We start from the raw sequence: 12112 nt of genomic DNA, 5'->3' as shown, positions 1-12112 counted from the left end.
ACGAGCCGCGGCGTGTCGCCGACCCGCGCCAGCTTTCGACGCCGAGCCTGTCCCCAGATGCCAGAGCACTTTCGCCTTCGGCGAATTCGCTCCAGCTTCGAATCGACAGCAGTTTCATCGGCTTCGAGGCGCCAAGGCGACTCGGAGAAAGCCGATCCTGCTTTAGGCCGCGGCGGCGGCCCGCGCGGGGCCGACGAGGCCCCAGGCTTCGAGCGCGGCGCGCAGCGCCGTCGCCTGGCGTTCCGACAGCGGCCAGGCGCCGGGCGGCCGCACCGCCCCGCAGTCCCGGCCCAGCAGGGCCAGGGCGGCCTTCACCACCGTCACGTTGGTGCCGTTGCCTTCCTCGGCGCGGAGGTCCTCGAAGGCCCGCATGCCGGCGATGAGCGCGTTGGCGCCCGGGTAATCGCCGGCCGCCAGGGCCGCGTGAATGGCGACGGAGCGCTCGGGCCAGACGTTGATGAGGCCCGAGGTGAAGCCCCGCGCGCCGACGGCGCAGAGCGGGGGCGCCCAGGTTTCGGCCAGCCCGCCCACCCAGACGATGGCGGGGTCGGAGCGGCGGATCGCCTCGGCGAGGCGCAGGGGCGTGGGCGAGGCCCACTTGACGCCCACCACGCCCGGAACGGTGCAGAGCCGCGCGATGGCGTCGAGCCCGATGGCGTCGTTGCGCAGGTAGAGCACGAGCGGCAGGCCGTCGCCGGCCTCGGCGATCCGCGCCACATAGGCCTCGACGCCCCGCGGCGCCACGAAGGGGTCGGGCGGCTGGTGCACCATCAGGCCGGCGGCCCCGGCCTGCCGGGCAGCGCGGGCCAGCGCCACGGCGTCGCCGATCGCGCGCCCGACCCCGGCCACCAGCGGCACGCGCCCGTCGACGATCTCGGCCGCCGCCGCCACCATGCGCTCGGCCTCGGCCGTGGTGAGGCCGTAGAACTCGCCCGTGTTGCCGTTGACGGTGAGGATGTGGACGCCGGCCGCGACGGCCCGGTCGACGATCGGCCGGAGGCGGTCGGGCGCGAGCCGGTCGTCCCGGTCGAAGGGCGTCACCAGGATGCCCGATATGCCCGTGAGGGCCTGGAGCAGGCCGGGATGCGGCGACGGCATGGGTCCCTCCTTCGGCGAGCGGGGCGCGGCCTTCGAGGGAGCCGCGTCGTCCGAACGACCACGACGGTGTCACCGCACCGGCAACCTGTCAAGTCGTCGGACAGGTTGACGGTCTGTCGCAGGGCCGTCATCCTGCCGGAGGACCGGCACTCGGGCGGGGTCGGCGCGCGTGGAGCTTGCGGTGGACGGGCAGGAGTGCGGGCGAAGGGGCTGGCGGGAGGACGGGACGCCGCGGCGGCGCGCCGACGGTAGCGACGTTCGGCGCCGTCGGCCGTGAGCGAGTTCCGGCCGGTTCCGCGCCGCAAGGAGCGGCTCGGCGACATCATCTACGGGCAGATCCTCGACCGGATCACGGCGGGCGCGCTGAAGCCGGGCGACAAGCTGCCGTCGGAGAACGAGATCTGCCGTTCGTCGCAGGTGTCGCGCCCCACCGTGCGGGAAGCCCTGATGCGCCTCCACGCCGACGGGCTCGTCGTGACGCGGCAGGGCTCGGGCACCTATGTGCAGCACCGCCCGTCCGAACACCTGACGCGGCTCGCCAAGGCTTCGGACATCGCCGAGTTGCTGCGCTGCTTCGAGGTGCGTCTCGGGCTCGAGAGCCAGGCGGCGGGCCTCGCCGCGCAGCGCCGGACGCCGGCCGAGGTGGAGGCCATCTTCGCGGCGCTCGACGCGCTGCGGGCGGCCTTCGCGCGGGGCAGCGTGCCGGCCCGCACGGATTTCGCCTTCCACCTCGCCGTCGCGGCGGCGAGCGGCAACCCGCTGTTCGGCGAGATCCTGGAAACGCTGAACGAGACCATCCAGGAGATGATGGGGGTGGCGCTCGGCATCACCCGGGCGGGCTCGCAGGAGCGGGCCCGGCGCGTGTTCGACGAGCACGAGGCCATCGCCGAGGCCATCCGCCAGGGCGACGCCGAAGCCGCCACCCTGACCATGCGCTACCACCTCCACCGCGCCCGCCAGCGGCTCACGGACGGTCAGCGCGACCAATGACGCCGGGCCGCCGGCCCATGTCGGGCTGCGGCCGACACGGGCCAGACCATGGACGCGCGCCTCGCCCGCCGCGGCGGGCGGGCAGCATCAGAACAGGGTAACGCCGGAGGCGACGATGCGCTGGTGATGGGCGATCCACAGGCGGACCACGCGGGCGAGGAAGCTTTCGGCGCGGGCGGGAGCCCGGCCGGGCCGCGCGGCGGCGAGCGAATAGGACGTCAAGGCTCATCCCCATGGGTCGGTGCGAAACCCGGGCGGGCGCGCTGTCCGACGCACAATGCGGGTTTTATCGCAGCGCAGCAATTTCCCGCGCCGCAGCGACGCCATGCATGCCGCGCATGGTCGGGGCGGCGCGGGGCGGGGCGGACCCCGCCGGGACCGGCGTCGCTCGACCGGTGCCGTCAGATCGTCCAGCCGCCGTCGATGACGTGGATCTGGCCCGTCGTGTAGGTGGCGCCGGCGAGATAGACGGCCAGGGCGGCGATCTCGGCCGGCTGGCCGATGCGACCGATCGGCTGGCGCGCCACGAAGGCGGCGCGGGCCGCCTCGTAATCGCCCTGGGCGCGCAGCCGGTCCTGCAGCGAGGGGGACTCCACCGTCCCCGGGCAGATGGCGTTGCAGCGGATGCCCTGCGCGACGTAGTCGGCCGCCACGGATTTGGTGAGGCCGATGACGGCCGCCTTGGTGGCGCCGTAGGCGAAGCGGTTGGGCACGCCCTTCACGCTGCTGGCCACCGAGGCCATGTTGACGATGGCGCCGTCGCGGCGCTCCAACATGCCGGGCAGCACCGCCCGGATCGTCCGCACCATGGCCTTGACGTTGAGGTCGAAGGCGACGTCGAGGTCCCGGTCGCTGCATTCGAGCAGGCTGCCGCCGTGCACCACGCCGGCGCAGTTGAACAGGACGTCGACGGCGCCGATGCGGGCGGCGAGCGCCGACACGGCCTCGCCGTCGAGCACGTCGAGCCTGTGGGCCTCGACCCGGCCGAGCCCGTCCAGGCCCGCGAGCCCGTCCGCGTTGATGTCGGTGGCGACCACGCGGGCGCCCGCCGCCGCGAAGGCCTCGACCGAGGCGCGGCCGATACCCTGCGCGGCCGCCGTGATGAGGACCGTCTTGCCGTCCAGCATGGTTGGTTTTCCGTTTGCCGATGGTCACTGGCCCGGCGCGGCACCATTGCACCGCGCCGGAGCCCCACGCATACAGGGGCGGGGCGCCGATGCCCATCGCGGCCCGGGCCGGAGGAGGCGCATCAGCGGTACCCGGCGGCCTGGAGATCGAAGAGCGCCGCGTAGCGCCCGCCCATCGCCACGAGTTCGGCGTGGCTGCCCTGCTCGGCGACGCGCCCCTCCTCCAGCACCAGGATGCGGTCCGCCATCCGCACCGTCGAGAAGCGGTGCGAGATGATGAGGCAGGTGCGCCCGCGGCTGAGGTCGCGGAAACGCCGGAACACCTCGTATTCGGCCCGGGCGTCGAGGGCCGCCGTCGGCTCGTCGAGCACCAGCACGGCGCCGTCGCGCATGTAGGCGCGGGCGATGGCCATCTTCTGCCACTCGCCGCCCGACAGCTCGACGCCGTCCTTGAAGCGGCGGCCGAGCGGCTGCCCGTAGCCCTGCGGCAGGCGCGCGATCACGCGGTCGGCCAGCGCCCGGGCGGCGGCGTCGGCGACGCGCGGCGCATTGCCGGCCTCGGCGATGAGCCCCACCTCGATGTTCTCGGCCGCCGTGAAGGAATAGCGCACGAAGTCCTGCAGGATGAGGGCGATGCGGCCGCGCAGGTCGTCGAGCGCGAAGGCGCGCAGATCGATCCCATCCACCGTGATGCGCCCTTCGACGGGATCGTAGAGGCGCGACAGCAGCTTGACGATCGTGGTCTTGCCGGCGCCGTTCTCCCCCACCAGCGCCACGACCTCCCCGGCGCGGATCTCGAGGTCGAGGTTCCGCACCGCCCAGCGTTCCGCCTCGGGGTAGCGGAAGCCCACCCCCTCGAAGCGGATGCCGGAGCGGATCGGCGCCGGGAACGGCACGGGCCGGGCGGGCGAGCGCACCGCCGGCACGATGTCGAAGAACGAGAACAGGTCGTCGAGATAGGCGGCCTGGGAGGCCAGCTGCGACAGGCCGAGCAGGAGCCCCTCCAGCAGCGAGCGCAGCCGCAGCAGCGAGCCGGCGAGGAAGCCGAGGTCGCCGATGGTGACGTCGCCGGCGAGCGTGCGCCACAGGATGACGGCGTAGCCGGCGTAGTAGGAGAGCGCGCTCAGCGTGGCGAAGAGCCCGCCCCACAGCGCCCGCCGCGTCGCGAGCCGGCGCGTCTCGCCGTACATGAGGTCGGACAGGGCCGCGAAGCGCCCGGCGAGGAAGCCCTCGAGCCCGAAGAGCTTCACCTCCTTGGCGGTCTCGACGCTGGCGCCGAGGTAGCGCAGGTAGTCGACCTGGCGCCGCTCGGGCGTCCGGCCGAAGTTCAGCCGGTAGCCCTCGCGGTTGAAGTGGAGTTCGCCGTAGGCGGCGGGCACGAGCGCGGCGGCGAGCAGCAGCAGCAGCCAGGGCGCATAGGCGGCGAAGCCGGCCGCCAGCACCGCCACGGTGACGAGGTCCTGCGCTTGGCCGAACACGAGCTGCAGGATGGAGGAGCGGCCCGTCACCTGGCGGCGGGCCCGGTCGAGCCGGTCCTGCTGGTCGGCGGATTCGAACTGTTCGAGGTCGAGCGTCGCGGCATGGCGCATCAGGGCGAGGCTGGCGCCGTCGCTGTAGCGCTGGCCGAGCAGGTCGCCGACGAGTTGGCTGGCCCGGCCGAGCAGGTCCGACAGGATGCCGAGCCCGGCCTCGGTGCCGACCAGCAGGGCGATGTGGGTCAGGCGCCCCGCCGCGATCCAGTCGGCGAGGGCGGGTCCGGGATGGGGCAGCCGCGCCTCGGACACGACGGCGTCGATGATGAGCTTGCCGACGTAGAGTGCCGCCGTGGGCAGCAGGGCGCGGGCGAGCCGCAGAGCGACCGTGGCGAGCGCCAGACCCGGACTGGTCCGCCAGATGAGGCGCAGCAGGCGCGGCAGGCTGCCGAGCGTGCCGAGCCGGTCGTGCAGCATCGCGAGGGGCTGGAAGGCGGCCATGCCCGACCTTTGACCGCGTCGCCGGGGCGGACGCAAGGGGCAGAGCGACCGAGGCGGGACGGGTCCGGGGGCCCGGGTGGGTGGGACAACGGGTGCTGGCGCCCGCGCGTCCGACGCTCAATAGGTCAGGCGCACCCCGATATAGGCCTGCAGGATGTTGGTGAAGGCGTTGTTGAGCGCCGTCGTGTCGTTGGCCGGAGTGTAGAGCTTGCCGGCGCAGGCCTGGAGAGCCGGCCTGATGAGATCGACCCTGGTCTGGCTCACCGCGACGGATGTCGGGGACGGCCCCACGATCGCCGTGACGGGTTGGCCGAGGGTGGCCATATATCCCCAATCCAAGGTCATCGGCAGGTAGGCCGTGTGGATGAAGGCGACGCTGACCTTGGCGGCGCGCAACACGTTGCAGAAGCTGGTGTCGATGACGGTGACCTGCGGGCGGAGCGAAAGGTCGTCGGTCCAGGTCCGGTTGGGGTCCTGGACGCCGTCCGTCGCGATGATCAGCAGCTTCTTCGGATGACCCGCCGACAGGCCGTCGCCACCGGCGCCGATGTCGGCCATGACGCTGCCGATCGACTCGTTGAAGTGGGTGGCGCCGGCATAGTCGCCCGATGTCGCCGGAGCCGTGGGGAGGTTGTTGCGCAGTCGCGCCGTATCGCTGATCGGCGTGGAGCTGCCGGTCAGATTGTGCAGGGTGCTGTCGAAACTGTAGATGCTCGAGCGGATGTAGCGATGCTGCGGGTCGTCGCGATCCACCGTATCGAAGAACTTGCGGATCCCGCTGTTGATCACGTCGTAGCGGAGGTGCACGCCGGTGGCCTCGGCATAGGCGTATTGATCGGCATAGCCCGCGAAAGGCTGGCCGTCGTGGCACGCGAAGGCACAGCCGGTGGTCTGGATCAGCCTCGCCTGGTCGTCCGAGGAGGCCCCGATCGACATCGACCCGGACGTATCGATCATCAGGTACACATTGATGAAGGACGGCAGGGACATCGAAGCCGACGACTGGCCCGCGACATCGGCGGTCGGAGACCCGAAGATGCGCCCGAACCTGAGGCTGCCGGTGGCGCTGTAGCCGACCTTGGCGGTCACGACATTGCCGTTCGCCGGGACATCGACGGAGATCACGGGCGTCGGCGTCGGCTGTTGGCCGGCATTGCCGGCATTGGCGGCGAAGATCTGTGCGCCGACCTGCTCGCCATGGCTTCGGGCGAGCGCGGTCGACACGCCCGCCTGGATGTCCTTCGCCGTCGCCCTGACGGCGCCGAGCGAGGCCGCGTCGGCGGCCTGGTCGAACTGGGATTTGCCCGTCGCCAGCACGATATGGTCGATGGCGAGCCCGGTCAGGCCGATGAGCGGCAGAAGCGCCAGGCACGTGATGATGGCGACGTTGCCGCGCACATCCCCGGCGAAACGTCGCGGCGCCGCTGGAACGAGTCGCGCGAAACGCGGACGAAGACGATGCAGCATGGTCAGAACCCCGGGCATACGATGGCGATGGACGGGTTCGCCGAAAGGTCGCCCAGGGTCAGCGGGTCGATGTAGCGGGGGGCGAAGTAGGCGGACCGGGTGATCGTGCGCGGTCCCGCGATCCGGTCTCCGAACAACGGCTTGTAGGCATATTGGCTGTCGACCACGATGGTCGAACCCGGGCTGAACAGGCTCAGCGGCAGGGTCGTGGGGCTGTAGGGCGATCCGTCGGCGACGGATCGGAGCGTCCCACACGGCCGGCGTCGCGCGCCCGCGCTCCAGGCCACATGGGCCTCGTACTTGCACCGGACCGTGCAGCCCGCGACCGTCGGCTTGAAGACCACGCTGGTGAAGCTCGACGTCATGATCGACCACCAGTCCACGCCCTGCATCTGGGCATCGGTGAGAACCTCCGGATCGATGATCATGCCGGAGTCCGAGATGAACTGGAGGTCCGCCGCCGTCGGCGGGCTTTGCGAACTCGACAGCATCTCGCCGATGGCGTTCGCGGTGGCGACCACCTCCTTGCCGGTCGTGGCGAGCCGGTAGATCTCCACGGAGCCCATCATCAGACCGAGCAGAACGGGCAGCACGAGCGCGAATTCCACTGCCGATGTCGCGCCGACCCCGCGGGCGAACCGCGCAAGGGCACGTCCGGGCACAGCCCTGCCTGCAAGCAGCGGTGGACGGGCCGGGACGGAGCGGATCGCGCGCTGCATCGCCTCAGCATCCCGCAGCTGTGTTGGCGGCCAGGAACGACTCGTTTCGAAACACCTGCGATGCGCCGATGACCCGAACGGAGCCGCCCCTGTAGCTGACCGAGCTGGTCAGCCAGAGGCCCGTGACGACCGGCATGGCATAGAGGAGTTCAAGGACGACGAACTGGTTCTTGTCGCCGGGGCAGAACTTGTTCAGCGACTGGTCCAGAGACGGCCGGGTGACGACGTATTGCACACGACCGTTGGAGGCTTTGTAGGAGGTCGTGAGCCCGTAGAAGCTCGACGGCACCGTCTGCACGCTGAAGACGAGGTTGGAACAGGAGAGGACCGAGGGTAGATAACCGCAGACGAGGGCCCGGAACCCGTCGGCGTCCAGGTTGTCGGTCTGGACGGCGCCGATGGCGATCTGTCGGGCCACACGTTGGGACACCACGTCGAGGCTGGAGCGGCAATAGGAGTCGAGCCCCATCTCGGCGATGGCGAAGATCAGCATGAACAAGGGCAAGGCCACGAGACTGAACTCGACGGCACTCGTGCCCCGGCGGTCGCCGGCAAGACGCCGACCTGTTGCGAACCAGCACCGCATCGACATGCCCTCGAGGACGGGCCGCCCCCCGCCACGGGCCAGATGCCCCGGCGAGATCCGGCCTACAGCGGCCCGACGAGGACGGACGTCGGGCTCGCGGCTCCCGTCACACTAGGCGACGACCGATGAATCAAGGGTTGCAAAGCCGTCGATATCGGCGGTGTTTTGCGACCGCCGGACCTGATCCACACGAGGGCACGCACGGCTCCGCACGCCGAGGCGGTGCCGCGCCCGGCGCGCCGGGAGCGGCCCGGCCTCGGCGCCCGTCAGGCGGCGTCGCCCACCACGATCCCGGGCAGCAGCGGCAGCGCGATGCTGCAGCGGACCTCGCCCGGCAGGAAGTCGAGCCGGGTCACGGCGCCGAGCTCATAGGGCAGGCTCCGTTCGATCACGTCGGTGCCGAACCCCCGGCGTCGAGGGGCCGGGCCCGCCACCCTCACGCCCGTCTCGCTCCAGCGGAACAGCAGCCGCGGCGGGTCGGCGCTGCGGTCGATGGTCCAGACCACCGACACCGCCCCCCGGTCGGACGTCAGGGCGCCGAACTTGACGGCGTTGATGACGAGTTCATGCAAGGCCAGCATCACGGCCTCGGCTGCCCGCCCGCGCAGCCGCAGGTGCGGGCCGTCCACGGTGACGCTGGTATCGGTGACGCGATGCGCCACGAGTTCCTCGCGGATCATGCCTTCGAGGTCGACGCCGTCGTCGCCGCTGCGGATCAGCGCGTCCTGGACCCGGGCGAAGGCGTCGAGCCGCCCCTCGAAATGGGTGGCGTAATGCTCGACCGTGTCGCTGGTCCGCGCCGTTCGCCGCGCCACCGAGCGGATCACGGCGAGGGCGTTGCGCATGTAATGCTGCACGTCGTCGAGGCAGCCCCGGCCGACGCCGAGCGGGCGGGCCTGCACCGTCAACGTCCCGATCCATTCGTGCAGCGTGCCGTCGGGATGGAGGGCATGGGTGGCGTAGGGGCGAACCTCGCGGTAGTCCTCGCCACCACGGTGCTTCAGGCGGAAGGGCGGCCGTTCGAGGCTCGCGCCGCCGACCACCCAGGGCGCCGCAGCGGCTGCACGGTCGGCGGGGTGGACAGCCTCCAGCCAGCCCTGGCCGCGGCTGCCGGGCTCAGACAGGCCCGTGAAGGCCGACCAACCATGGCAGGACCACGTCCATCTGCCCGACGGGTCGGCCCGCCAGAACAGCGGAGAGTGGCCCGCGAGGCACTGGGCAGCACGCGGCACGGCGACCTCCTCATGGTTCCCGGAGGCCGGGAACGGGCCCCGATGTCCGATCCCGTTCGGCGACCTGCATCGGCGGCCCCCTTCCCCTCAGACCGGCGCCGACACGCGACGGCGAGACCCGGAGCTTCGGGCCGGGCCTTGTCCCGTTTCGGAGAAGAGTTCGGCCAGCTTCTCGGTCATGGCCCCCCCGAGCTCTTCCGCGTCGACGATCGTCACGGCGCGCCGGTAGTAGCGTGTCACGTCATGGCCGATGCCGATGGCGATCAGTTCCACGGGAGACCGCGTCTCGATCTCCTCGATGGTCGCGCGGAGGTGTTTTTCGAGGTAATTGCCGGCATTGACCGAGAGGGTCGAGTCGTCGACCGGGGCCCCGTCCGAGATCATCATCAGGATCTTGCGCTGTTCGGGACGGCCGAGCAGGCGCTTGTGGGCCCAATCCAGCGCCTCGCCGTCGATGTTCTCCTTCAGCAGGCCCTCGCGCATCATCAGGCCGAGGTTGCGGCGCGCCCGCCGCCAGGGCGCGTCGGCCGCCTTGTAGATGACGTGGCGCAGGTCGTTGAGGCGGCCCGGCGTAGCGGGCTTGCCGGACTGCAGCCACGCCTCGCGGGACTGGCCGCCCTTCCAGGCCTTGGTGGTGAAACCCAGGATCTCGACCTTGACGCCGCAGCGCTCCAGCGTCCGCGCCAGGATGTCGGCGCAGGTCGCCGCCACCGTGATGGGGCGTCCCCGCATCGAGCCGGAATTGTCGAGCAGCAGCGTCACCACGGTGTCGCGGAAGTCGGTGTCCTTCTCGCGCTTGAAGGACAGGGGCTGCTGGGGATCGATGACCACGCGGGACAGGCGCGCCGGATCCAGCATGCCCTCCTCGAGGTCGAACTCCCAGGCGCGGTTCTGCTGCGCCATCAGCCGGCGCTGCAGGCGGTTGGCGAGGCGCGCCACGACGCTCGACAGGTTGTTGAGCTGCTTGTCGAGATAGGCGCGCAGCCGCTCCAGTTCCTCGGCGTCGCAGAGTTGCTCGGCGGGCACGACCTCGTCGAACTTCACCGTGAAGGCCTTGTAGTCCGGGCCCTTCGCATCGCCGGGAGGAGCCTGGGGACGGCGGCTCTCGGCAGCCTCCTCGGCCTCGCCGTCGTCCTGGTCCTCGAGGGTCTCGCCGGCGGGAGCGTCGGGGCTCTCCATGGCGCCCTCCTCCATGTCCTCGGCGGACGACTCGGCCGTGTCCATCTCGAGGGTCTGGCCGGTCTCGGACTCCTGGCCCTCGCCTTCCGACTGGTCGGCATCGTCCTCGGCCTGGTCCTGGTTCTCGTCCTGGTCGTCCTCCTCCCGGTCGAAGGCGGAGGGATCGGCCATGTCGAGCGACTGGAGCAGCTTGTGGATGGAGCGGCCGAAGGCGCGCTGGTCCTCGAGGATCGTGTCGAGCCGGTCGAGATCGGCGCCGGCGCGCTCCTCGATCCAGGGTCGCCACAGGTCGACGATGGTCTGGGCAGCCGGCGGCGGGGCCCGGCCGGTGAGGCGCTCGCGCACCATCAGGGCAACGGCATCCTCGATGGGCGCGTCGGCCCGGTCGGTGATCTCGGCATAGTTGCCGCGGTGGTAGCGGTCCTCCAGCATGGCGGCGAGGTTGACGCCGACACCGTCCATGCGGCGCGCCCCGATGGACTCGACCCGCACCTGCTCGACCGCCTCGAAGACCGAGCGGGCCGCCTGCGCCTCGGGAAGCAGCCGGCGGTGGGTGGCGGCATCGTGGCAGGCGAGCTTGAGCGCCATGGAATCGGCGTGGCCCCGCACGATGGCGGCCTCGCGCGGGCTCAGCTTGCGGGCCGGCTCGGGCAGGCGCGCCTTGGCGCCCTCGCCGTGGCCGACGACGCTGGGCTTGTCGGGCGCGTAGGAGACTTCGAGCCCGGGAGTGCGTGACATGGCGCGCATGCAGGAGGCGACCGCCCGCTTGAATGGCTCTTGCGGAGCCTCCGTGGGCGTGCCGGGCTTGCGGTTCGAAAGGGGGCTCATAGGCTCTTGGTCATGTAGTGGCGGCGATGGCCGGCGGGGAAGCCGTCGAGCCTGGCGAAGTCGCGGTAACCGAGCTTGCGATAAAAGTCCGGCGCCTGAAAGGAGAACGTGTCGAGCACGCAATCCGTCGCACCTCTGGCGCGGGCCTCGTCCTCGGCGCGCGCCATGAGGGCTGTGGCATGGCCCCGGCCGCGGTGCTCGGCCGCGACCCAGAGCCCGTCGACGGCGAGCCAGCCCATGAAGGTCTGGCCGACGAGGCCGCCGACGAAGGCCCCGTCCTGCCGCAGCACGAAGGTGAGGGGCCGGCGCCCGCCATCGTGCTTGGCACGCGTATCGGCCCGCAGCGCCTCCATGATGGCGTGCCGAGCCTCGGCCTCGCGGAGTCCGGGCACGAGGCGGATGGCGGCCGTCACGGCTCCGGCCAGGCGATGGGCCGGGTCATCACCTGATCCCAGGTATAGGGAACGTCCACGGGGAAGATCGCCATCGGCAGTTCGGTCTCGATCGACGCATCGCCGCGGCCCCGCAGGAAAGCTTCGGACAGCGCTTCGTCCCGGCGACCCTTCAGGCTCGGGTTCTGATCGAGATGCCGCGCCACCCTGCGGCGGTGCTCCTCGACCGTGTTGACCCAGCTGCGGCTCCGGCGGTCAGGCTGGCAATCCCATTTCAACAGATGCTGGATCACCCGCGCGAGATCGCTCTCCAGCTTGTCGTACTCGCGGCGTCCCACGTCGGCGACCTCGTCGGCCAGATTGATGAGGTCGAGATCGGCGAAGTGTCCAGCCTTGAGGAGGTCCGCCTGCTCCAGCGCCCAGGCGTGGGTATCCTCCTCATAGCGGGCGAGCGGCTTGGGCAGACGCTCGTCCCGGTCATGGGTCACAACGAAGGTCGCGTGCTGCATGGCTCGTCTCCT

The 12112-nt window shown here is 71.2% G+C and carries 12 protein-coding genes; 1 reads left to right on the top strand and 11 read right to left on the bottom strand.

What is annotated here, in order from left to right; all coding sequences use genetic code 11:
* Positions 1-162: 162 nt before the first annotated feature.
* Positions 163-1098, bottom strand: coding sequence for a dihydrodipicolinate synthase family protein (locus D3272_RS19840; RefSeq protein ID WP_129220956.1), 936 nt, complete (start codon positions 1096-1098; stop codon positions 163-165).
* A gap of 273 nt (positions 1099-1371) precedes the next feature.
* Here D3272_RS19840 and D3272_RS19835 point away from each other — a divergent pair, with 273 nt between their 5' ends.
* Positions 1372-2088 carry a FadR/GntR family transcriptional regulator gene (locus D3272_RS19835; RefSeq protein ID WP_129220955.1) on the top strand — a complete coding sequence of 239 codons (717 nt, stop codon included), beginning with the start codon at positions 1372-1374 and terminating at the stop codon, positions 2086-2088.
* An 87-nt stretch (positions 2089-2175) separates the two neighbouring features.
* Here D3272_RS19835 and D3272_RS28215 read toward each other — a convergent pair whose 3' ends face one another.
* The 10 genes from D3272_RS28215 to D3272_RS19790 all read right to left on the bottom strand — a co-directional run bounded on the left by D3272_RS28215 (position 2176) and on the right by D3272_RS19790 (position 12100).
* Positions 2176-2310, bottom strand: coding sequence for a hypothetical protein (locus D3272_RS28215; RefSeq protein ID WP_281010984.1), 135 nt, complete (start codon positions 2308-2310; stop codon positions 2176-2178).
* Positions 2311-2489: 179 nt separating this feature from the next.
* On the bottom strand, positions 2490-3215 hold the full coding sequence (locus tag D3272_RS19830; protein ID WP_129220954.1) for an SDR family oxidoreductase: 726 nt from the start codon (positions 3213-3215) through the stop codon (positions 2490-2492).
* A 122-nt stretch (positions 3216-3337) separates the two neighbouring features.
* Positions 3338-5188 carry an ABC transporter ATP-binding protein gene (locus D3272_RS19825; protein WP_129220953.1) on the bottom strand — a complete coding sequence of 617 codons (1851 nt, stop codon included), beginning with the start codon at positions 5186-5188 and terminating at the stop codon, positions 3338-3340.
* A 117-nt stretch (positions 5189-5305) separates the two neighbouring features.
* A complete protein-coding gene (locus tag D3272_RS19820; protein WP_165361430.1) occupies positions 5306-6586 on the bottom strand; it encodes a pilus assembly protein TadG-related protein in 1281 nt (426 codons plus the stop codon).
* Positions 6587-6657: 71 nt separating this feature from the next.
* Positions 6658-7263: a TadE/TadG family type IV pilus assembly protein gene (locus D3272_RS19815; RefSeq protein ID WP_165361429.1), complete on the bottom strand. Its 606-nt coding sequence runs from the start codon at positions 7261-7263 to the stop codon at positions 6658-6660.
* A gap of 115 nt (positions 7264-7378) precedes the next feature.
* Positions 7379-7960: a TadE/TadG family type IV pilus assembly protein gene (locus tag D3272_RS19810; RefSeq protein WP_281010983.1), complete on the bottom strand. Its 582-nt coding sequence runs from the start codon at positions 7958-7960 to the stop codon at positions 7379-7381.
* 266 nt (positions 7961-8226) lie between these two features.
* A complete protein-coding gene (locus D3272_RS19805; protein ID WP_129220949.1) occupies positions 8227-9192 on the bottom strand; it encodes a sensor histidine kinase in 966 nt (321 codons plus the stop codon).
* An 87-nt stretch (positions 9193-9279) separates the two neighbouring features.
* Positions 9280-11199: a cobaltochelatase subunit CobT gene (gene cobT, locus D3272_RS19800; RefSeq protein ID WP_129220948.1), complete on the bottom strand. Its 1920-nt coding sequence runs from the start codon at positions 11197-11199 to the stop codon at positions 9280-9282.
* Entirely contained in the window at positions 11196-11612 is a 417-nt protein-coding gene (locus D3272_RS19795; RefSeq protein WP_129220947.1) for a GNAT family N-acetyltransferase, read from the bottom strand. The genes cobT and D3272_RS19795 overlap by 4 nt, the downstream gene beginning before the upstream one ends.
* Complete coding sequence (locus D3272_RS19790) at positions 11609-12100, bottom strand: DUF29 domain-containing protein (protein WP_129220946.1); 492 nt, start codon at positions 12098-12100, stop codon at positions 11609-11611. The genes D3272_RS19795 and D3272_RS19790 overlap by 4 nt, the downstream gene beginning before the upstream one ends.
* Positions 12101-12112: the final 12 nt, after the last annotated feature.

Source organism: Lichenibacterium ramalinae, from assembly GCF_004137085.1.
Classification (GTDB): domain Bacteria; phylum Pseudomonadota; class Alphaproteobacteria; order Rhizobiales; family Beijerinckiaceae; genus Lichenihabitans; species Lichenihabitans ramalinae.
The sequence above is the reverse complement of the archived record's forward strand: the minus strand, read 5'-3'. Positions and strand labels throughout refer to the sequence as shown.

What these genes read in the sequence shown, in the direction of transcription:
- D3272_RS19840 (WP_129220956.1), bottom strand. Translation starts at nt 1,098, where the DNA reads ATGCCGTCGCCGCATCCCGGCCTGCTCCAGGCCCTCACGGGCATATCG.
- D3272_RS19830 (WP_129220954.1), bottom strand. Translation starts at nt 3,215, where the DNA reads ATGCTGGACGGCAAGACGGTCCTCATCACGGCGGCCGCGCAGGGTATC.
- D3272_RS19825 (WP_129220953.1), bottom strand. Translation starts at nt 5,188, where the DNA reads ATGGCCGCCTTCCAGCCCCTCGCGATGCTGCACGACCGGCTCGGCACG.
- D3272_RS19810 (WP_281010983.1), bottom strand. Translation starts at nt 7,960, where the DNA reads ATGCGGTGCTGGTTCGCAACAGGTCGGCGTCTTGCCGGCGACCGCCGG.
- cobT (WP_129220948.1), bottom strand. Translation starts at nt 11,199, where the DNA reads ATGAGCCCCCTTTCGAACCGCAAGCCCGGCACGCCCACGGAGGCTCCG.
- D3272_RS19790 (WP_129220946.1), bottom strand. Translation starts at nt 12,100, where the DNA reads ATGCAGCACGCGACCTTCGTTGTGACCCATGACCGGGACGAGCGTCTG.